The organism is Sporolactobacillus sp. CQH2019, from assembly GCF_028765345.1.
In the GTDB taxonomy this organism is placed as follows: domain Bacteria; phylum Bacillota; class Bacilli; order Bacillales; family Sporolactobacillaceae; genus Sporolactobacillus.
Genome location: NZ_JARAJZ010000017.1, coordinates 20,217 through 41,486 on the forward strand (window position 1 = coordinate 20,217; position 21,270 = coordinate 41,486).

At 50.5% G+C, this 21,270-nt stretch carries 27 protein-coding genes; all 27 read left to right on the top strand.

Features of this window, described 5'->3' with window-relative positions:
* Positions 1–124: 124 nt before the first annotated feature.
* Positions 125–3,646, top strand: coding sequence for a DNA-directed RNA polymerase subunit beta (rpoB, locus tag OYT88_RS18475; RefSeq protein ID WP_274401843.1), 3,522 nt, complete (start codon positions 125–127; stop codon positions 3,644–3,646).
* 96 nt (positions 3,647–3,742) lie between these two features.
* The gene (gene rpoC, locus OYT88_RS18480; RefSeq protein WP_274401845.1) at positions 3,743–7,369 is read left to right on the top strand and encodes a DNA-directed RNA polymerase subunit beta'; all 3,627 of its coding nucleotides are present in this window, start codon (positions 3,743–3,745) and stop codon (positions 7,367–7,369) included.
* Positions 7,370–7,456: 87 nt separating this feature from the next.
* Complete coding sequence (locus OYT88_RS18485) at positions 7,457–7,708, top strand: 50S ribosomal protein L7ae-like protein (RefSeq protein WP_274401846.1); 252 nt, start codon at positions 7,457–7,459, stop codon at positions 7,706–7,708.
* A 100-nt stretch (positions 7,709–7,808) separates the two neighbouring features.
* A complete protein-coding gene (rpsL, locus tag OYT88_RS18490) occupies positions 7,809–8,222 on the top strand; it encodes a 30S ribosomal protein S12 (protein ID WP_274401847.1) in 414 nt (137 codons plus the stop codon).
* Between the two features lie 33 nt (positions 8,223–8,255).
* Positions 8,256–8,726 carry a 30S ribosomal protein S7 gene (gene rpsG / locus OYT88_RS18495; RefSeq protein ID WP_274401848.1) on the top strand — a complete coding sequence of 157 codons (471 nt, stop codon included), beginning with the start codon at positions 8,256–8,258 and terminating at the stop codon, positions 8,724–8,726.
* A 31-nt stretch (positions 8,727–8,757) separates the two neighbouring features.
* Positions 8,758–10,836: an elongation factor G gene (fusA, locus tag OYT88_RS18500; protein WP_274401849.1), complete on the top strand. Its 2,079-nt coding sequence runs from the start codon at positions 8,758–8,760 to the stop codon at positions 10,834–10,836.
* Positions 10,837–10,980: 144 nt separating this feature from the next.
* The gene (gene tuf / locus OYT88_RS18505; RefSeq protein WP_274401850.1) at positions 10,981–12,168 is read left to right on the top strand and encodes an elongation factor Tu; all 1,188 of its coding nucleotides are present in this window, start codon (positions 10,981–10,983) and stop codon (positions 12,166–12,168) included.
* 329 nt (positions 12,169–12,497) lie between these two features.
* The gene (rpsJ, locus tag OYT88_RS18510; RefSeq protein WP_274401851.1) at positions 12,498–12,806 is read left to right on the top strand and encodes a 30S ribosomal protein S10; all 309 of its coding nucleotides are present in this window, start codon (positions 12,498–12,500) and stop codon (positions 12,804–12,806) included.
* A 32-nt stretch (positions 12,807–12,838) separates the two neighbouring features.
* On the top strand, positions 12,839–13,477 hold the full coding sequence (gene rplC, locus OYT88_RS18515; protein WP_274401852.1) for a 50S ribosomal protein L3: 639 nt from the start codon (positions 12,839–12,841) through the stop codon (positions 13,475–13,477).
* 17 nt (positions 13,478–13,494) lie between these two features.
* Complete coding sequence (gene rplD / locus OYT88_RS18520) at positions 13,495–14,118, top strand: 50S ribosomal protein L4 (RefSeq protein WP_274401853.1); 624 nt, start codon at positions 13,495–13,497, stop codon at positions 14,116–14,118.
* Positions 14,118–14,408, top strand: a complete 291-nt coding sequence (gene rplW / locus OYT88_RS18525; RefSeq protein WP_274401854.1) for a 50S ribosomal protein L23 — start codon at positions 14,118–14,120, stop codon at positions 14,406–14,408. Before rplD ends, rplW begins: the two co-directional genes overlap by 1 nt.
* Before the next feature lie 28 nt (positions 14,409–14,436).
* A complete protein-coding gene (rplB, locus tag OYT88_RS18530; RefSeq protein WP_274401855.1) occupies positions 14,437–15,267 on the top strand; it encodes a 50S ribosomal protein L2 in 831 nt (276 codons plus the stop codon).
* 38 nt (positions 15,268–15,305) lie between these two features.
* Entirely contained in the window at positions 15,306–15,587 is a 282-nt protein-coding gene (gene rpsS, locus OYT88_RS18535) for a 30S ribosomal protein S19 (protein WP_274401856.1), read from the top strand.
* 17 nt (positions 15,588–15,604) lie between these two features.
* Positions 15,605–15,946: a 50S ribosomal protein L22 gene (gene rplV, locus OYT88_RS18540; protein ID WP_274401857.1), complete on the top strand. Its 342-nt coding sequence runs from the start codon at positions 15,605–15,607 to the stop codon at positions 15,944–15,946.
* Positions 15,947–15,949: 3 nt separating this feature from the next.
* Positions 15,950–16,609: a 30S ribosomal protein S3 gene (gene rpsC, locus OYT88_RS18545; protein WP_274401858.1), complete on the top strand. Its 660-nt coding sequence runs from the start codon at positions 15,950–15,952 to the stop codon at positions 16,607–16,609.
* Between the two features lie 2 nt (positions 16,610–16,611).
* Positions 16,612–17,046 carry a 50S ribosomal protein L16 gene (rplP, locus tag OYT88_RS18550; protein ID WP_274401859.1) on the top strand — a complete coding sequence of 145 codons (435 nt, stop codon included), beginning with the start codon at positions 16,612–16,614 and terminating at the stop codon, positions 17,044–17,046.
* Entirely contained in the window at positions 17,036–17,239 is a 204-nt protein-coding gene (rpmC, locus tag OYT88_RS18555; protein WP_274401860.1) for a 50S ribosomal protein L29, read from the top strand. Before rplP ends, rpmC begins: the two co-directional genes overlap by 11 nt.
* A 16-nt stretch (positions 17,240–17,255) precedes the next feature.
* Positions 17,256–17,528 (top strand): 30S ribosomal protein S17, encoded by a 273-nt coding sequence (gene rpsQ, locus OYT88_RS18560; protein WP_274401861.1) that lies wholly within the window; start codon positions 17,256–17,258, stop codon positions 17,526–17,528.
* A gap of 43 nt (positions 17,529–17,571) precedes the next feature.
* Complete coding sequence (rplN, locus tag OYT88_RS18565; protein ID WP_274401862.1) at positions 17,572–17,940, top strand: 50S ribosomal protein L14; 369 nt, start codon at positions 17,572–17,574, stop codon at positions 17,938–17,940.
* A gap of 45 nt (positions 17,941–17,985) precedes the next feature.
* Positions 17,986–18,306 (top strand): 50S ribosomal protein L24, encoded by a 321-nt coding sequence (gene rplX / locus OYT88_RS18570; protein ID WP_274401893.1) that lies wholly within the window; start codon positions 17,986–17,988, stop codon positions 18,304–18,306.
* Positions 18,307–18,331: 25 nt separating this feature from the next.
* Positions 18,332–18,871: a 50S ribosomal protein L5 gene (rplE, locus tag OYT88_RS18575; protein WP_274401863.1), complete on the top strand. Its 540-nt coding sequence runs from the start codon at positions 18,332–18,334 to the stop codon at positions 18,869–18,871.
* 23 nt (positions 18,872–18,894) lie between these two features.
* Complete coding sequence (locus tag OYT88_RS18580; protein ID WP_130032512.1) at positions 18,895–19,080, top strand: type Z 30S ribosomal protein S14; 186 nt, start codon at positions 18,895–18,897, stop codon at positions 19,078–19,080.
* 33 nt (positions 19,081–19,113) lie between these two features.
* Positions 19,114–19,512 carry a 30S ribosomal protein S8 gene (gene rpsH / locus OYT88_RS18585; protein ID WP_274401864.1) on the top strand — a complete coding sequence of 133 codons (399 nt, stop codon included), beginning with the start codon at positions 19,114–19,116 and terminating at the stop codon, positions 19,510–19,512.
* A 27-nt stretch (positions 19,513–19,539) separates the two neighbouring features.
* Positions 19,540–20,076 (top strand): 50S ribosomal protein L6, encoded by a 537-nt coding sequence (gene rplF / locus OYT88_RS18590; protein WP_274401865.1) that lies wholly within the window; start codon positions 19,540–19,542, stop codon positions 20,074–20,076.
* A gap of 91 nt (positions 20,077–20,167) precedes the next feature.
* Positions 20,168–20,530, top strand: a complete 363-nt coding sequence (gene rplR / locus OYT88_RS18595; protein ID WP_274401866.1) for a 50S ribosomal protein L18 — start codon at positions 20,168–20,170, stop codon at positions 20,528–20,530.
* Between the two features lie 18 nt (positions 20,531–20,548).
* Positions 20,549–21,049: a 30S ribosomal protein S5 gene (gene rpsE, locus OYT88_RS18600; protein WP_274401867.1), complete on the top strand. Its 501-nt coding sequence runs from the start codon at positions 20,549–20,551 to the stop codon at positions 21,047–21,049.
* Between the two features lie 12 nt (positions 21,050–21,061).
* A complete protein-coding gene (gene rpmD, locus OYT88_RS18605) occupies positions 21,062–21,250 on the top strand; it encodes a 50S ribosomal protein L30 (protein WP_274401868.1) in 189 nt (62 codons plus the stop codon).
* The last annotated feature ends 20 nt before the right edge of the window (positions 21,251–21,270 follow it).

The following is a 21,270-nucleotide window of genomic DNA, read 5'->3' on the forward strand; positions in this document are numbered from 1 at the left end:
GTTCTAGGTATAAAATTCCCTCACTGGGGGAAAACTAATCAAATAATTTTTGAACTGCGGTAAGCTAGCTCAGATGTTTGGTTTGCCGATTTTTTCAATATGCTTGATTTGAGGGGTGAAATAGTTGACAGGTCAACTCGTACAATACGGACGCCACCGCCAACGCAGGAGCTACGCTCGGATTAAAGAAGTACTGGAACTCCCTAATCTCATTGAGATTCAAACCGCCTCCTATCAATGGTTCCTTGATGAAGGCATTCGGGAAATGTTTCAGGATATTTCCCCGGTGGAAGATTTCACCGGAAATCTTATTCTGGAATTTGTCGACTACAGTTTGGGAGAGCCCAAATATTCGGTCGATGAAGCAAAATCCCGCGATGTGACTTATGCTGCACCGCTGCGCGTCAAAGTTCGGCTGATTAATAAAGAGACGGGTGAAGTTAAGGAACAGGAAGTATTCATGGGGGATTTTCCTCTGATGACAGAGGCAGGAACGTTTATTATCAATGGTGCGGAACGGGTCATCGTTTCACAACTGGTGCGTTCCCCAAGCGTTTACTTCAATGAAAAATTTGATAAAAACGGCAAAAAAGGTTTTGGAGCGACTGTTATTCCAAACCGAGGTGCCTGGCTTGAATATGAGACCGACGCGAAAGACGTGGCCTATGTAAGAATAGACCGCACGAGAAAAGTACCTGTGACGGTCCTTTTGCGTTCCCTGGGGTTCGGCACGGATCAGGAGATTATTGATCTGCTGGGCGATGATGAATACCTCAGAAACACTCTGGAAAAAGATAACACGGACAGCACGGATAAGGCGCTTGTCGAGATTTACGAACGGCTTCGTCCCGGCGAGCCGCCGACCGTGGAAAATGCGAAAAGTCTGCTTGAGGCCCGCTTTTTCGACCCGAAACGTTATGATCTGGCCAACGTCGGCCGTTATAAAATGAACAAAAAGCTGAACATCAAGAATAGAATCTTTAACCAGCGGTTGGCTGAAAAACTGGTGGATCCGGAAACGGGAGAGATTGTCGCCAATGAGGGGACACTGCTCGACCGGCGGACTCTTGACCGGCTTCTGCCGACCATTGAAAAAAAGCTGGGCTTTGTGGAATATACGCCTCACGAAGGCGTCATTGCCGGCCAGACAGTCAGGGTACAGACAATCAGCGTCTATTCGCCGCTTGATGAAGACAGAGGCAAAGTGGTTAAGGTGATGGGCAACTGCGGTATCGACAAGTCTATCAAACATATCACTCCTGCGGATATTCTGTCGTCGATCAACTATTTCTTTAATCTGCTTCACGGCATCGGCGATACGGATGATATTGATCATCTCGGAAATCGCCGGCTCAGATCGGTAGGCGAGCTGCTGCAGAATCAGTTCCGTATCGGCCTGTCGCGGATGGAACGCGTGATCCGCGAACGGATGTCGATTCAGGACACCAACAGCATCACACCTCAGGCTTTGATCAATATCCGGCCTGTTATTGCTTCAATTAAGGAATTTTTCGGAAGCTCACAGCTTTCACAATTTATGGATCAGACCAATCCCCTGGCGGAGCTGACACACAAGCGGCGCCTTTCCGCACTTGGACCCGGCGGCTTGACGAGAGAACGCGCCGGCATGGAAGTGCGTGACGTGCACTACTCGCATTACGGCCGTATGTGCCCGATTGAGACCCCTGAAGGCCCGAACATCGGCCTGATCAACTCGCTGTCCAGCTATGCGCGTGTTAATAAATACGGCTTCATTGAAACCCCTTATCGCCGGGTTGATCCCGAAACGGGCAAAGTAACGGAGCACATTGATTATCTGACGGCGGACGAAGAGGATAATTACGTCGTTGCTCAGGCGAACGCCGAACTGAATGATGACGGTTCATTTAAAAATGATCATATACTGGCGCGTTTCCGCAGTGAAAATCTCGTCGTCCACAGGGACCGTGTCGATTATATGGATGTTTCTCCGAAGCAGGTCGTTTCGGTGGCCTCCGCATGTATCCCGTTCCTTGCCAATGACGACTCCAACCGTGCGCTGATGGGTGCGAACATGCAGCGTCAGGCAGTTCCGCTTCTGCAGCCTGAGGCGCCGATCGTCGGAACGGGTATGGAGTATGTGTCGGCCCGCGATTCGGGTGCTGCGATCCGTTCAAAGTATCACGGCCGCGTTGAATATGTTTCTGCACATCAGATTAAGGTCCGTACGCTTGAGACAGTCGACGGCCGGGAGACGGAAGGCGATGTGGTCGCTTATAAACTGTCGAAATTCGAGCGTTCCAATCAGGGCATGTGCTACAATCAGAAACCGATTGTCAAAAGGGGAATGATTGTCGAGAAGGGAGAAATTATCGCCGACGGCCCTTCGATGGACCACGGCGAACTCGCACTCGGACGCAATGTACTGGTCGGCTTCATGACGTGGAACGGCTATAACTATGAAGATGCCGTGATCATGAGTGAAAAACTTGTCAAAGACGACGTTTATACGTCGATCCATATCGAGGAATACGAATCGGACGCACGCGATACGAAGCTCGGTCCGGAAGATATCACCCGCGATATTCCGAATGTCGGCGAAGACGCTTTGAAAAATCTTGACGATCGGGGCATTATCCGTATCGGCGCCGAAGTCCGCGACGGTGATATTCTTGTCGGCAAGGTTACACCGAAAGGCGTCACGGAGCTGACGGCAGAGGAACGCCTTCTTCACGCAATTTTCGGCGAAAAGGCGCGCGAAGTGCGTGATACTTCGCTGAAAGTGCCGCATGGCGGCGGCGGAATTGTTCACGACGTTAAAATATTCACCCGCGAAGCGGGCGACGAGCTTCCGCCGGGCGTCAATGAACTCGTGCGTGTCTATATTGTTCAAAAAAGGAAAATCCATGAAGGCGACAAAATGGCCGGACGCCATGGCAATAAAGGTGTCATTTCCAAAATTCTGCCTGAAGAGGATATGCCGTTTTTGCCGAACGGCCGACCGCTTGATATCATGCTGAATCCGCTCGGCGTGCCTTCCCGAATGAATATCGGCCAGGTGCTTGAACTTCATCTCGGCATGGCCGCACGCGAACTGGGCATTCATGTGGCGACGCCGGTCTTTGACGGAGCCAGAGAAGAAGATGTCTGGGATACATTGGAAGAAGCCGGTCTTTCAAAAGACGGAAAAACCGTCCTTTACGACGGCCGGACGGGTGAACCCTTTGACAATCGTGTATCTGTGGGTGTGATGTACATGATCAAGCTGGCTCACATGGTGGATGACAAACTGCATGCCCGTTCCACCGGACCGTACTCGCTCGTCACCCAGCAGCCGCTGGGAGGCAAGGCGCAATTCGGCGGCCAGCGTTTTGGCGAAATGGAAGTGTGGGCCCTTGAAGCCTACGGTGCCGCGCACACACTGCAGGAAATTCTGACGGTCAAGTCCGACGATGTCGTCGGACGTGTGAAAACCTATGAATCCATTGTCAAGGGTGAAAATGTTCCGGAACCGGGTGTACCGGAATCGTTTAAAGTTTTGATTAAAGAACTGCAAAGTCTCGGCATGGACGTCAAAGTTCTGGCGGCCGACCATTCGGAAATTGTCATCAAGGAACTTGAAGACGAGGAAGAAACACTGGATGACAACCTGAACGTGCAGGTCTGAAATTCGGAATCAGCCTCTTCCGGCAAAACAACAGCTTGGTCAAACAACTCGGTGGCAGGATTGCCAAAACACTGAAAATAAAGGGAGGTTGCCCCTTTGCTGGATGTTAATAAATTTGAATTCATGAAAATTGGTTTAGCATCGCCGGACAAAATCCGGTCATGGTCACACGGCGAAGTCAAAAAACCGGAAACGATAAACTACAGGACTCTTAAACCGGAAAAAGACGGGCTGTTCTGTGAACGTATTTTCGGACCGACCAAAGACTGGGAATGCCACTGCGGAAAATATAAACGAGTCAGATACAAAGGCGTTGTTTGCGACCGCTGCGGCGTCGAAGTAACAAGGGCAAAAGTCCGCCGGGAAAGAATGGGCCATATCGAGCTGGCGGCCCCGGTGTCTCATATTTGGTATTTTAAAGGAATTCCGAGCCGGATGGGACTTTTGCTCGACATGTCTCCGAGAGCTTTGGAAGAAGTGATTTACTTTGCATCTTATGTTGTGACCGAACCGGGCGATACGCCGCTGGAGAAGAAGCAGCTTCTTTCCGAAAAAGAATACCGCAGCTACAGAGAAAAATACGGCAATGCTTTTAAGGCGGGAATGGGTGCCGAATCCATCAAAAAACTGCTGCAGGACGTCGATTTGGACAAAGAATCGAATTCGCTGCAGGAAGAACTGAAAAACGTTCAGGGGCAGCGCAGGACAAGGGCCGTGAAACGTCTCGAAGTCATTGAGGCATTCCGCGAATCGGGGAACGAGCCGTCCTGGATGGTGCTCGACGTTCTTCCGGTCATCCCTCCCGAACTGCGTCCGATGGTTCAGCTGGACGGCGGCCGCTTTGCTACTTCCGACCTGAACGATCTTTACCGCCGCGTCATCAACCGGAACAACCGTCTGAAAAGGCTGCTTGATCTCGGGGCGCCGAGCATTATTGTCCAGAATGAAAAACGCATGCTTCAGGAAGCGGTCGATTCTCTGATCGATAACGGCCGCCGCGGCCGCCCTGTCACGGGCCCCGGCAATCGTCCGCTCAAGTCTCTTTCCCATATGCTGAAGGGAAAGCAGGGCCGTTTCCGTCAGAACCTGCTGGGCAAGCGCGTGGATTATTCGGGCCGTTCCGTTATAGCCGTAGGGCCGAGCCTGCAGATGTATCAATGCGGGCTCCCGAAGGAAATGGCTCTTGAGCTGTTCAAACCTTTCGTCATGAAAGAATTGGTCGGCCGCGGGATTGCCAACAACATTAAAAGTGCAAAACGGAAAGTTGAAAAAGTTCATCCGGATGTCTGGGGTGTTCTGGAAGATGTGATCAAGGAGCATCCGGTTCTTCTGAACCGGGCGCCGACGCTGCACCGGCTGGGCATTCAGGCTTTTGAACCGAAAATCGTCGAAGGGCGCGCCATCCGGCTGCATCCGCTTGTGTGTACAGCGTACAACGCCGACTTCGACGGCGACCAGATGGCCGTTCACGTTCCGCTTTCGACTGAGGCTCAGGCTGAGGCGCGCCTGCTGATGCTGGGCGCCCAGAACATCCTGAATCCGAAAGACGGCAAACCGATTGTTACGCCGTCCCAGGATATGGTGCTCGGCAACTATTATCTGACACTCGAAAGAAAGGGCGCCGTCGGCGAAGGGAAAGTATTTAAAGATGCGAACGAAGTTATGCTGGCTTATCATAACGGTTTTGTTCATTTGCATTCGCGGATTGCCATTCCGGCTTTGTCCGTTCATAATCAAACCTTTACCGAAGAGCAGAATAAACAGTATCTGTTGACGACCGTGGGCAAGCTGATTTTCAATCGCATCCTGCCTCCGTCATTTCCGTATATTAACGAGCCGACGGATCATAATCTTCAGGTTGCCACACCGGATAAATATTTTGTGCCGATGGGTACGGATATAGCGAAAGAGATTGCCGGACGCGAAGAAATTTCTCCGTTCAAGAAGGGCTATCTCGGACACATCATTGCCGAAGTTTTTAAACGCTACAAAGTCACAGAGACTTCCAAGTTTCTCGACCGGCTGAAGGCCCTGGGCTTCCAGTACTCGACAAAGGCAGGCATTACCGTCGGCGTTTCTGACGTAATCGTGCTTCCTGAGAAAAAGGAAATCCTCGATAAGGCGGAAGAGGACGTTCAGAAGGTGACGAAGCAGTTCCGCCGGGGCCTGATTACGGAGGACGAACGTTATGAACGGGTTGTCGGCATCTGGAGCGATGCCAAGGATACCATTCAGTCCAAACTGATGGATTCTCTTGCAAAAACCAATCCGATTTTCATGATGAGCGACTCCGGGGCCCGCGGTAATGCGTCGAACTTTACACAGCTTGCGGGGATGCGCGGGCTGATGGCGGATCCGTCCGGCCGAATTATTGAACTGCCAATTATTTCGAGCTTCCGTGAAGGACTGACGGTTCTGGAATACTTTATCTCAACACACGGCGCCCGGAAGGGATTGGCCGACACGGCTCTGAAAACTGCGAACTCAGGTTATCTCACCCGTCGCCTGGTCGATGTTGCTCAGGACGTTATTGTCAGAGAAGAGGATTGCGGGACAGATCGCGGCCTGACGGTTCGTGCTATCCGCGAGGGCAGTGAAGAAATTGAGAGTCTGTACGATCGCCTGGTCGGCCGTACGGCCAATCAGTCGGTTTACCATCCGGAAACCGGCGAATTGCTTGTTAAGAAGGACGAGCTGATCAACGAAGATAAAGCGACGCGAATTGTTGATGCCGGCATTGAGGAAGTTGAAATCCGGACCGTCTTTACCTGCGAGACGAGGCACGGTGTCTGCAAGAAGTGCTACGGCCGCAATCTGGCCACCGGTTCTGAAGTGGAAGTCGGCGAAGCCGTCGGCATTATTGCCGCACAGTCCATCGGCGAACCGGGCACACAGCTGACGATGCGTACATTCCATACAGGCGGCGTGGCCGGCGACGACATCACTCAAGGGCTCCCGCGTATCCAGGAATTGTTTGAAGCACGGAATCCGAAAGGGCAGGCTGTCATATCAGAAATCAACGGCATCGTGACTGCGATCAGTGAATTGAAGGATAAGCGGGAGGTAACCGTTAAAGGCGACCTTGAAACAAGGCGTTATACGGTTTCTCTGGGCGCGCGCATGAAAGTAATGGAGGGTTCTGAGATTAAAGCCGGAGAACCGCTGACAGAAGGTTCGATCGATCCGAAAGAGCTGCTTCATGTCGTCGGATTGCAAGGCGTGCAGAACTATCTGCTGCGTGAAGTACAGAAAGTATACCGGATGCAGGGCGTGGAAATCGGCGACAAGCACGTTGAAGTGATGGTGCGCCAGATGATGCGGAAAATTCGCGTCGTCGAGGGCGGAGATACTTCGGTTCTTCCGGGAGCACTTGTTGACATCCATCGATTTAAAGAAGACAATCGTGACGTACTGCTTCACCGCAAGATTCCGGCCACCGGCCATCCGGTGCTGCTCGGCATTACGAAAGCCGCACTCGAAACGGATTCGTTCCTGTCTGCAGCTTCGTTCCAGGAAACGACGCGTGTGCTGACCGATGCGGCGATCAAAGGCAAGGTGGACGAATTGGTTGGTCTGAAAGAGAACGTCATTATCGGCAAATTGATTCCTGCCGGGACAGGAATGCCGAAGTACCGGAATATCGTTGTCGAGACTGAGGACAAAGAGGGATCAAATACCGAAAGCGGCACGCGGGACGAAGAACTGATCAATCAGGAAGGTTAAGGCTAAACAAAGTGTTGACAATCGTGAACGCCTGGTGCTATTATAGCTGAGTGTTCGTGAACACTGGTTGCTTGGGAGGATGCTGCGATGTCTTATGATAAAGTGGCACAAGCAGAAAACGGAATCATTATTGGTACGAAGCAGGCGTTAAAGGCAATGAAGGAAAACCGGGTCAAAGAGGTTGTCATTGCTAAAGATGCCGATCTTCGGATAACCAATAAAGTGCTGACACTTGCGGAAGAATTAGATGTTCCGGTTTCTACGGTGGACTCTATGAAGAAGCTTGGCCAGGCCTGCGGCATTGAGGTCGGGGCATCGGCCGTTGCAATAAAAAGATAATGTTTTTGCAAAGGGAGATCTTTTGCAAAAACACTTTTTTGCGCGAAAAAGGAACCGCCTGGATCAGTGGGTTTAGAAATTTGAAAGGAGGAACAGGTAAATGCCTACAATCAATCAATTAATTCGTCAGGGACGAAAGTCCAAAATTAAAAAGTCAACATCGCCTGCGCTGAACAGGGGATACAACAGTTTCAAAAAATCGCTGACAAATGATTTTGCTCCGCAGAAAAGAGGCGTGTGCACACGTGTCGGCACACTGACCCCTAAGAAACCTAACTCTGCCCTGCGTAAATACGCGCGTGTCCGTCTGTCGAACAACATCGAAGTGAATGCGTACATCCCCGGAATCGGGCACAATCTTCAGGAACACAGTGTTGTTCTGATTCGCGGCGGACGTGTCAAGGATCTTCCTGGTGTGCGTTATCATATCATCCGCGGCGCGCTAGATACGGCCAGCGTTGTTGATCGGAAACAGGGCCGTTCAAAGTACGGCGCCAAGAAACCTAAAGAATAATCCATTAAACCGAAACGGGAAGGAGGAATTTTCATGCCTAGAAAAGGCCCAGTTGAAAGACGGGATGTTCTGCCTGATCCGCTGTATAATTCAAAGCTGGTCACCCGTCTGATCAATCGTATCATGAAGGACGGAAAGAGGGGAAAGGCCCAGACCATCCTTTATCAATCTTTTGATTTAATCAAGGAACGTACAAACCAGGAACCTATGGAAGTGTTTGAACAGGCGCTCAAGAACGTCATGCCTGTTCTCGAAGTCAAGGCACGCCGTGTCGGAGGTTCCAACTATCAGGTCCCGGTTGAAGTCCGTCCGGAACGCCGGACGACTTTAGGCCTGCGCTATCTTGTAAATTATGCGAGATTGCGCGGTGAGAAAACGATGATTGAGAAATTAGCCAATGAAATCATCGATGCTTCCAATAACACCGGCGCATCGGTAAAGAAGCGCGAAGATATGCATAAAATGGCGGAAGCCAACAAGGCTTTTGCTCATTATCGCTGGTAATATCGGCAAAAAACAGGAAGGAGCGAAAACCATGGCGAGGGATTTCTCCTTGGAGAAAACGCGCAATATCGGAATTATGGCACACATTGATGCCGGCAAAACAACAACGACCGAACGCATCCTTTTTTACTCCGGCCGTATCCATAAAATCGGTGAAACCCATGAGGGGGCTTCACAGATGGACTGGATGGAGCAGGAAAAGGAACGCGGCATTACGATCACATCGGCCGCGACAACCGCTCAATGGAAAAATCATCGGATCAACATCATCGACACCCCGGGGCATGTGGATTTCACCGTTGAAGTCGAACGCTCGCTCCGTGTGCTTGACGGAGCCGTAACGGTGCTCGATGCACAGTCCGGTGTCGAACCGCAGACAGAAACGGTCTGGCGTCAGGCAACGACTTATGGTGTCCCGAGAATCGTGTTTGTCAACAAGATGGACAAAATCGGTGCCGATTTCCTGTATTCATGTAAAACGTTGCATGAACGTCTGCAGGCAAATGCTCACCCGATCCAGCTTCCGATGGGATCGGAAGACAATTACAAAGGCGAGATCGATCTGGTCGGCATGCAGGCATTCATTTATGAGGACGATCTCGGATCGATTGTCGATGCCGAAGAGATTCCGGATGAGTACAAGGAGCAGGCGGAAGAGTACCATGACAAATTAATTGAAGCGGTTGCCGATGTTGATGACGACATCATGGAAAAGTACCTGAACGGCGATGAAATAACCGTGGAGGAACTGAAGGCGGCGATCCGCGAAGCAACCTGTGCCGTCAAGTTCTATCCTGTACTGTGCGGAACGGCGTTCAAAAATAAGGGCGTGCAGCACGTGCTGGACGCAGTGATCGATTATCTGCCGTCTCCGCTTGACGTGCCGCCGATCAAGGGCACGCTGCCGGATTCCGGAGAAGAGGTCGAACGTGCGGCGGATGACAGCGCTCCGTTTGCGGCACTGGCATTCAAAGTCATGACCGACCCCTTTGTCGGCAAACTGACTTTCTTCCGTGTATACTCAGGGACGGCTGAAGCCGGATCTTATGTTCAGAACTCGACGAAGGATACGCGTGAACGTCTTGGCCGTATTTTGCTGATGCACGCCAATCACCGCAGTGAAATCAAGAAAGTTTACTCCGGCGACATTGCGGCGGCAGTCGGTTTGAAAAATACGACGACCGGAGATACGCTTTGCGATGAGGATCATCTGATTGTTCTTGAATCGATGGAATTCCCCGATCCGGTTATTCACGTTGCCATTGAACCGAAATCGAAAGCCGATCAGGATAAGATGGGCATCGCTTTGGCAAAACTTGCGGAAGAGGATCCTACCTTTAAGACAAGAACGGATGAAGAAACGGGCCAGACGATTATCGGCGGCATGGGAGAACTTCATCTGGATATCATTGTCGATCGTCTGCGCCGCGAGTTCAAAGTGGATGCCAATGTCGGCGCTCCGCAAGTCGCTTATCGTGAGACGCTCACGAAAGCAGGCAGAGCGGAAGGCAAGTTTATCCGCCAGTCAGGCGGCCGCGGCCAGTACGGCCACGTCTGGATCGAATTTGAACCGCTTCAGGAAGGCAGCGGTTTTGTGTTTGAAAACAAGATCGTCGGCGGTGTCGTTCCCCGCGAATACATCCCGGCGGTTGAGACAGGACTGAAAGAAGCGTTGCCGAACGGCCTGCTTGCCGGCTATCCGCTGATCGATATTAAAGCGAGCCTTGTCGACGGCTCCTATCACGATGTCGATTCCAGTGAAATGGCCTTCAAAATCGCAGCGTCCATGTCGCTTAAAGCGGCAAAAAATATGTGTGCTCCGGTGATCCTTGAACCGATTATGAAGGTAGAGGTCAGTATGCCTGAGGAATACTTAGGCGATATTATGGGTGACATAACGAGCCGCCGCGGACGTGTCGACGGCATGGAGGCGCGTGCCGGTGCCCAGGTTGTCAGTGCCCACGTGCCGCTGGCAGAAATGTTCGGCTATGCCACGACTCTTCGTTCGGGTACGCAGGGACGCGGAACGTTCACAATGCAATTCGATCATTACGAACAAGTTCCGAAGAGCGTCAGCGAAGCGATTATTAAAAAGGCTACCGGTGAATAACGAACGGAATTCATTGATCGGCATACATGATTGTCACAACTTTTGTTTTATTGTAAGCTAAGGACGAAGGCGTATTCCATGCCGGATTCCTTACTGCATATAAATTAAAAAATTTGCTTTGAATTAAAGGAGGATATACATTCCATGGCTAAAGCACATTATGAACGCACAAAACCGCATGTTAACATTGGCACAATCGGTCACGTCGACCACGGGAAAACGACTTTGACTGCTGCGATTACAACTGTTCTGGCAAAGCAGGGCAAAGCGGAGGCCCGTGCGTACGATACCATTGACGGCGCTCCGGAAGAGCGCGAACGCGGAATCACGATTTCGACGGCCCACGTTGAATATGAAACGGACAGCCGCCACTATGCACACGTTGACTGCCCAGGTCACGCCGACTATGTCAAGAACATGATCACCGGCGCTGCCCAGATGGACGGTGCGATTCTCGTTGTATCGGCGGTCGACGGCCCGATGCCTCAGACACGCGAACACATTCTTCTTGCTCATCAGGTCGGCGTTCCTGCAATCATCGTTTTCCTGAACAAGACAGACCAGGTTGACGATCCGGAGCTCCTTGAACTGGTTGAAATGGAAGTGCGCGATCTGCTCACTGAATATGACTATCCGGGCGACGAAGTACCGGTTATTAAGGGCTCGGCATTAAAAGCCTTGCAGGGCGATCCTGAAGAGGAAAAACACATCCTTGAATTAATGGATGCAGTCGACAATTACATTCCGACTCCTGTTCGTGAAAATGACAAGCCATTCATGATGCCGGTCGAAGACGTCTTCTCAATCACCGGCCGCGGTACGGTTGCAACCGGACGCGTTGAACGCGGCACGGTGAAAATCGGCGATGAAGTTGAAATCCTGGGTTTGACGGATGCACCTAAGAAGAGCACGGTTACGGGCGTTGAAATGTTCCGCAAGACTCTGGACTATGCCGAAGCCGGCGACAACATCGGCGCTCTGCTGCGCGGCATCGATCGTGACGGCGTTGAACGCGGTCAGGTACTGATCAAACCGGGTACGGTTACCGCGCATAAGAAATTCAAGGCACAGGTTTATGTCCTGAAGAAAGAAGAAGGCGGCCGTCATACTCCGTTCTTCTCCAACTACCGTCCACAGTTCTATTTCAGAACAACCGACGTTACCGGAACGATTACACTGCCGGAAGGTACCGAAATGGTTATGCCGGGCGACAATGTTACAATGGATGTTGAACTGCTTGCCCCGATCGCTATCGAACAGGGCACGAAGTTCTCAATCCGTGAAGGCGGCCGTACCGTCGGCGCCGGATCTGTTTCAGAAATCGTTGAATGACAGAGCACTAAAGGGGCGTCTCAAGGTCGAGGGATCGACTGATGAGAGGCCTTTTTTTGTTGCATAAAGATTCACCGATTCATGGCTCTTCCCGGAACGGTCTCTTTTTAGTGCACGGAAACGTCCGATACTGAAACAGTCATAGATAAAAAAAGAGATGTGCGCCTTGCCTTGTGCCTTTCAATCATGTATAATAGTGGGGTTGGTTTGCAGCAATGATGCGGAAGGTTGCGGATACACCCGGCTCCTTTGCCAAGGCGGGTTAGACGGATATTTCCGTGGAGCAAGTCTGTTTTTAAAAAATGGACGAAAAAAGGAGGGAATGTAACATGGCAAAGCAAAAGATTCGCATTCGTCTGAAAGCATATGATCATCGTATTCTGGATCAGTCTGCCGAAAAAATCGTGGAAACGGCAAGACGCTCGGGGGCCAAGGTATCGGGGCCGATTCCGCTTCCTACCGAAAAGTCGGTCTATACGATTTTGCGTGCGGTACACAAATACAAGGATTCACGTGAACAATTCGAAATGCGCACACACAAACGTTTAGTTGATATTGTTGAGCCGACACCGCAAACGGTTGATTCGCTGATGAGGCTGGATCTTCCTTCGGGTGTAGACATTGAGATCAAGCTATAAATAAAATTCACGATTATTAGGAGGTGTTACGGATGACCAAAGGAATCTTAGGCAAAAAAATCGGCATGACGCAGATTTTCGCTGAAAACGGCGATGTGATCCCTGTAACGGTTGTCGACGTGTCCGGCAATGTCGTTCTTCAGAAGAAGACCGTTGAAACGGACGGATACGAAGCCGTGCAGCTTGGCTTTGACAACTTGAAAGCATCGCTGATAACGAAGCCGGCTAAAGGCCACGCGGACAAAGCAAAGGCGGAACCTAAGCGCTTCATGAAGGAAATCCGTGGTGTAAATCTTGGCGAGTATGAACCCGGCCAGGAAATCACAGCTGACACATTTAAGGCAGGAGATGTCATCGATGTTACCGGGACATCCAAAGGGAAGGGATTTCAGGGCCCGATTAAGCGCAACAATCAGTCGCGCGGTCCGATGAGCCACGGCTCCCGTTATCATCGCCGTCCCGGTTCAATGGGCGTTATCGATCCTGCCCGTACTTTTAAAGGCAAGATCCTGGCCGGCCGCATGGGCGGAGAAACGGTCACGGTCCAGAACCTTGTGGTTGCCAAAGTGGATACGGAACGCAAACTGATTCTTATCCAGGGCAATGTACCGGGTGCAAAGAAAAGCTATATCACCATAAAAACTGCTGTAAAAGCAGAAGAAGCTAAATAAGAAAGGAGGACGCTTCCATGCCAAAATTAACCGTATTTAATCAAAAAGGTGCCGAAGTGGGAGACGTGGAATTGGCCGATGCCGTTTTCGGCATTGAACCTAATGAACATGTTTTGTATCAGGCAATTGTTATGCAGCAGGCTTCACAGCGTCAAGGGACACATGCTGTGAAAAATCGTTCGGCTGTACGCGGCGGCGGCCGCAAACCATGGCGGCAGAAGGGAACCGGCCGTGCCCGCCAGGGTTCGATACGTTCTCCTCAGTGGGTCGGCGGCGGTACCGTGTTCGGCCCGACGCCGCGCAGCTACGGCTATAAGCTTCCAAAGAAAGTGCGCCGCCTGGCGATCCGTTCGGCATTGTCCGGCAAAGTCGGCGACAATGATGTAATCGTGCTGGACAGTCTCTCTTTGGAAGCACCGAAAACAAAAGAATTTGTTTCCGTATTAAAGAATCTTTCAGTATCAGAGAAGGCATTGTTTGTTACAGGTGATTATGATGAAACGGTAGCCCTGTCTTCACGCAATATTCCGGATGTAAAGGTTCTGACGGTTCCTGAGGTCAATGTCCTGGACGTTGTCGGCTACAACAAACTGATTGTCACAAAGGAAGCTGCCGAAAAGCTTGGGGAGGTGCTTGGATAATGAAGGATCCGCGCGATATCATTAAGCGCCCCGTACTGACTGAGCGGACAACCGATCTGATGGCTGACAAGAAATATACGTTTGACGTTGATCTTCGGGCTAATAAGTCTGAAATCAGACGGGCCGTCGAGGCCATTTTCGATGTGAAAGTCGTTAAAGTCAATACGATGAACGTAAAAGGCAAGCCGAAACGGTACGGCCGCTATTCAGGCTATACCGCCAGAAGAAAGAAAGCGATCGTCACTTTGACGCCTGAAAGCAAGGAACTTAATTTCTTCGACGGCGAATGAGCATCATTAAAGAAGGAGGTCAATAACCGTGCCACTTAAAAAGTACAAACCGACGTCCAACGGCCGCAGAAACATGAGCTCGCTGGATTTCGCTGAAATTACAACAAACAAGCCGGAAAAGTCGTTGCTTAAAGCGTTGCCCAAGCAAGCCGGCCGCAACAATCAGGGCAAACTGACGGTGCGCCATCAGGGCGGCGGTCATAAGCGCCAGTACCGCATCATTGATTTCAAACGCGATAAGGACGGCATCCCGGGCCGGATCGCAACGGTCGAATATGACCCTAACCGTACGGCAAATATTGCACTCGTGCACTATGCAGACGGAGAAAAGCGATACATTATCGCTCCGAAAGGCATTCAGGTCGGAACGGAAATCATGTCCGGCGCCGGTGCCGACATCAAGGCCGGCAATGCACTTCCGCTGAAAAATATTCCGGTCGGGACGACGGTTCACAACATTGAGCTGAAACCGGGCAAAGGCGGCCAGCTTGTACGCTCGGCAGGCACCTCGGCCCAGATTCTGGGCAAAGAAGGCAAGTACGTTCTTGTCCGTCTGGTATCCGGCGAAGTGCGGATGATTTTGGAAACGTGCCGGGCTACGATCGGTCAGGTCGGAAATCTGGAGCACGAGCTTGTATCCATAGGCAAGGCAGGCCGCACGCGCTGGCAAGGTATCCGTCCGACGGTCCGCGGTTCCGTCATGAACCCGAACGATCACCCGCACGGCGGTGGCGAAGGCAAGGCGCCTGTCGGACGTAAGTCGCCGATGTCGCCATGGGGCAAGCCGACAATGGGTTACAAAACACGCAAGAAGAAGAACGCTTCTGAACAGTTTATTATCAGACATCGCAAAAAATAATTGTGAATAGATACATTATTTTGGAAGGAGGCCTACCATTGAGCCGCAGCCTGAAAAAAGGACCTTTTGTCGATGATCATCTGATGACAAAAGTTGTTGCTTTAAATGAAAAAGACGAAAAACGAGTCATTAAGACCTGGTCGCGCCGTTCAACCATTTTCCCTGAATTTATCGGCCATACCATTGCTGTCTATGACGGCCGCAAGCATGTACCGGTTTACATTACGGAAGACATGGTGGGGCACAAACTTGGCGAATTCGCCCCGACCAGAACGTATCGCGGACATGCGTCTTCCGATAAGAAAACAAGCGCCCGCTAACGAAAGGAGGAACTGTGATGCAAGTCAAAGCTATTGCCAGACAAATTCGGATTGCTCCTCGTAAGGCGCGTCTTGTTATCGATCTTATCAGGGGCAAAGATGTCGGTTACGCGATCGCTGTACTTAAAAACACGCAAAGAGCCGCATCGCCGATTATTGAAAAAGTGTTGAAATCCGCGATTGCCAATGCGGAACATAACTATGATATGGACAGAGAAGACTTGTATGTCGAAAAAGCGTTTGTGGACGAAGGGGCAACGCTCAAGCGTTTTCGTCCGCGCGCTCAGGGACGGGCGAGCAAGATCAACAAACGCACAAGCCATATAACGATCATCGTATCTGAAAAAAAGGAGGGATAATGCGTGGGTCAGAAAATCAATCCAATAGGATTCAGAATCGGAATCATTCGCGATTGGGAATCCAAATGGTATGCCGATAAAAACTATGCGGAATATCTTCATGAAGACATCAGAATCCGAAAATATGTCGAGAACAGACTGAAAGATGCGGCGGTTTCATCCATTGAACTGGAACGGGCGGCCAATCGGATCAACATCACGATAAAAACGGCAAAACCCGGTATGGTCATCGGAAAGGGCGGATCCGAAGTAGAGGAATTGAGAAAAGCCCTCAATAACCTGACGGGGAAACGCGTTCATGTCAATATTTTCGAGATCAAACAGGCCGATCTTGATGCCAAACTGGTGGCGGAAAACATCGCACGCCAGCTGGAAAGCCGGATTTCCTGGAGACGCGCTCAAAAGCAGACGCTGCAAAGAGCGATGAGAGCCGGCGCAAAGGGTATCAAGACGCAGGTGGCCGGCCGTCTGGGCGGGGCCGATATGGCACGGACGGAAGACTACAGTGAAGGCACCGTTCCGCTGCATACTTTGCGGGCTGACATTGATTACGGAACTGCGGAAGCAGATACGACTTACGGCAAGATCGGCGTTAAAGTATGGATTTACCGCGGAGAGGTCCTCCCGACGAAAGGAACGAACAATAAGGAAGGAGGCAGATAATTATGTTAATGCCAAAACGTGTAAAATATCGCAGACAGCATCGCGGCAGAATGCGCGGCAAGACAAAGGCCGGCGCGACAGTGACTTTTGGCGAATACGGACTTCAGGCTCTGGAATCCGCCTGGATTACCAGCCGTCAGATCGAAGCGGCACGTATTGCCATGACACGTTTTATGAAACGAGGCGGGAAAGTCTGGATCAAGATTTTTCCTCAGAAATCATATACAAAGAAACCGCTTGATGTCCGCATGGGTTCCGGGAAAGGCGCTCCTGAAGGCTGGGTGGCTGTTGTAAAACCGGGCCGTGTGCTGTTTGAAGTCGCCGGCATTCCCGAAGAAGTGGCGCATGAGGCACTGAGACTTGCGGGCCATAAACTGCCGATAAAAACGAAGATCGTGAAACGCGAAGAAGTGGGTGGTGACGCAAATGAAGGCTGAAGAAATTCGCAAGTTGACCACTGCTGAGGTTGAAGAGAACGTTAAGTCTCTGAAAGAAGAATTATTTAATCTGCGTTTTCAGCTCGCTACCGGACAATTAGAGAACCCCGCCCGCATCCGTGAGGTCCGGAAATCCATTGCCCGTGCGAAAACGATTTTGCGTGAACGTGAACTGAATGTTCAAAACGGCTGAGAAGGAGGTTATCTGAATGGCAGAAGAAACACGCAAAAATGGCCGCAAAGTCCTGGTCGGACGCGTCGTCTCGGATAAAATGGACAAAACCATTACCGTTCTTGTTGAGACATCCAAGAATCACCGGCTCTACGGCAAGCATGTAAAATATTCGAAAAAATTCAAGACACATGATGAAAAAAATCAGGCAAAAGTCGGCGATATCGTTGAAATCATAGAGACTCGCCCGCTTTCGAAGGATAAACGTTTTCGTCTTGTGAAAATCGTAGAAGAATCCGTCATCATCTGATCTTTCGGCTTCATACCGGAGATCGAAGGGAGGTCGCATTTTAATGATTCAACAGGAAAGCCGTTTGAAAGTCGCCGATAATTCAGGCGCCCGCGAAGTCCTGACCATTAAGGTTCTGGGAGGATCCGGTCGCAAGACAGCGAATATCGGCGACGTGATTGTTGCTTCGGTCAAACAAGCCACACCAGGTGGCGTTGTTAAGAAGGGCGAAGTGGTTAGAGCGGTCGTTGTCCGCACAAAGCAGGGTGTCAGGCGTTCGGACGGTTCCTACATTCGTTTTGACGAGAATGCAGTCGTTCTAATCCGCGATGACAAGAGCCCGCGCGGAACACGAATTTTCGGGCCCGTTGCCCGTGAACTGCGTGACAACCAGTTTATGAAAATTGTATCGCTGGCACCGGAAGTACTGTAAATATGAATGGTCAGGGAAAAGGAGGTGGCACTTAACATGGCGAAACTGCATGTGAAGAAAGGCGATAAGGTTCAGGTGATTTCCGGCAAAGACAAGGGCAAGCAGGGTGTGATTCTCGCGGCTTATCCGGCAAAGGAACGCGTGGTTGTCGAAGGCGTCAACATCGTGAAGAAACACTCAAAACCGAATCAGGCGAGCCCTCAGGGCGGGATTCTGGAACGCGAGGCACCGATTCACGTATCAAATGTTATGCTGCTTGATCCAACAACAAATAAGCCGACACGGGTAGGCCACAAAATAGTAGACGGAAAGAAAGTACGTGTTTCTAAAAAAACAGGCGAAGTTATAGATAAAATAGATAAATAAGACGTCTCTGAAAGGAGGTAAAAGCATGGGCCGTTTCAAAGAAAAATACGAAAAAGAAGTTGTCCCTGCTTTAACTGATAAATTTAACTATACATCAGTCATGCAGGTCCCAGAAATCAAGAAGGTCGTTATTAACATGGGCGTGGGCGAAGCTGTTCACAATTCCAAGGTTCTGGACAGCGCGGTCGAAGATCTGACTGCATTGTCGGGGCAGAAGCCTGTCATCACTCGTGCAAAGAAGTCCATCGCCGCTTTTAAGCTGCGCGAAGGTGTGCCGATCGGTGCAAAAGTAACACTCCGAAAAGATCGTATGTATGATTTCCTGGATAAACTGATCGCCGTAGCCCTGCCTCGGGTTCGCGATTTCCGCGGCATTTCAAAGAAGGCATTCGACGGCCGCGGGAATTATACACTGGGCATTCGTGAACAGTTGATTTTCCCGGAAATTGATTACGATAAAATCGACAAAGTGCGCGGCATGGATATTGTCATTGTCACATCGGCAAAAAGCGACGAAGAGGCATCGGCTTTGCTGACATTGCTTGGCATGCCGTTTGCAAAATAATAATCGAAAAGGAGGTATGAACCTTGGCAAAAAAATCAATGCTTGTATCCGCACATCGACCGAAAAAATTCAAAGTGCAGGAATACACACGCTGCGAACGCTGCGGACGTCCTCATTCGGTTCTCAGGAAATTTAAATTATGCAGAATTTGCTTCCGTGAGCTCGCGTATAAGGGACAGATTCCCGGCGTCAAGAAATCCAGCTGGTAAAATAATAGGTAATAGGGAAGGAGGTCGATTTGCATGGTCATGACAGATCCTATTGCAGATATGCTGACCCGTATTCGTAACGCAAACGTTGTTCGGCACGAACAAATTGAGCTGCCCGGTTCCAGAGTCAAGAGAGAAATCGCCGAAATTCTGAAACGTGAAGGGTTTATAAAAGATGTTGAATATGTGGAAGACAACAAGCAGGGCGTGCTCCGTTTGTTCCTGAAATACGGCGGCAATAAAGAGCGCGTGATTTCAGGGCTGAAGAGAATCAGCAAACCGGGACTGCGCGTTTATGCAAAAGCGGATGAAGTTCCGAAGGTCCTGGGCGGTCTGGGCATTGCTATTGTCTCGACATCAAAGGGAATCATTACGGATAAGGAAGCCCGTCAGCAGCGGGTTGGCGGAGAAGTACTTGCCTACGTTTGGTAATCTGGAAACAAGAATGGAGGTGTTCCCATGTCTCGTATTGGTTTACGGCCGACAGTCATTCCTGATGGCGTGACGGTCACGATTGACGGTCAGAAAGTGACGGTCAAAGGACCTAAGGGTGAATTATCGCACAGCTTTCACCCGGACATGATCATTAAGCATGAAAATAATGAAATCAGAGTCGCCAGACCTGATGATTCTAATCAGCATCGCGCTCTGCACGGAACAACCAGCAGCCTGATCAGCAATATGGTTGAAGGGGTAACCAAGGGATATACAAAGAACCTTGAGCTTGTCGGTGTCGGTTATCGAGCAAACAAACAGGGTAAAAATCTGATCCTGAATGTCGGTTATTCCCATCCTGTGGAAATTGTTCCGGAACAGGGTATCGAAATCAATGTGGAAGGCAACAACAAAGTAATCGTAAGCGGCATTGACAAACAGCGTGTCGGCGAAGTTGCAGCAAACATCCGCTCGGTTCGCTCACCTGAACCTTATAAGGGCAAGGGTATCCGCTATGAAGGCGAACATGTTCGCCGTAAAGAGGGCAAAACAGGTAAGTAAGTTCAGCCGTTTTGCGGAGGCTGCATGATTTCGCTTGCCGCGCCGCCGGTTTTGCGGTTCACAAATGATAAGAAGAAAGGAGCGATAGTGCATGATTACCAAAAAGGATAAAAATGCTATTCGCAAAAAGAGGCATCTGCATGTTCGCCGCCGTGTTGTGGGGACGGCAGAACGCCCACGTTTAAATGTTTTTCGATCATCCAAGAATATATATGCTCAGTTAATCGATGACAGCAAGGGCGTGACGCTTGCTTCTTCTTCAACGGTCGACAAAGCATTTGATCTCGAAAAAGGCAGCGATGTTGAAGCTGCGAAAAAAATCGGTGAACTGATCGGCCAGCGTGCTCTGGAGAAGGGCATTGAAACCGTCGTTTTTGATCGGAGCGGCTATCTCTATCATGGGCGCGTCAAAGCTCTTGCTGACGGCGCACGAGAAGCCGGACTTAAATTCTAATTACAAGGAGGGGAATCCATGGCTAACAATGAACGCAACAAATCAGAATTTGAAGAACGCGTCGTGACGATCAACCGTGTCGCAAAAGTAGTAAAAGGCGGACGCCGCTTCCGTTTCGCCGCATTGGTTGTTGTCGGCGATAAGAAGGGCAATGTCGGTTTCGGACAGGGAAAGGCCCATGAAGTGCCGGAAGCGATCCGTAAAGCGATTGAAGACGCGAAGAAGAATGTATTTAACGTACCGATTGTCAATACAACGATTCCGCATCAGGTCGTCGGACATTCCGGGGCCGGAAGCGTACTCTTGAAGCCTGCTTCAGAAGGTACCGGAATCATTGCGGGCGGGCCTGTCCGTGCCGTACTTGAGCTTTCGGGACTGGGAGACATTCTTTCGAAATCGCTCGGGTCGAACAACCCGATCAATATGGTCCGTGCAACCGTCGAAGGCCTGAAAAGCCTGAAACGTGCCGAACATGTTGCCAAACTTCGCGGAAAATCTGTTGAAGAACTGTTGGGATAAGGGGGGAGCAAAATGGCGAAAAAATTGGAAATCACCCTCAAGCACAGTGTAATCGGCCGTCCTGAATCACAACGGGTGACGGTAAGAACGCTTGGTCTTAGAAAAACCTATCAGACAGTCATTCAGGAAGACAATCCCGCTATTCGCGGTATGATCCGGAAAGTCTCCCATCTGCTGACGGTTCATGAACTGGACGATTAATGGAAAAATATTGAGAACAA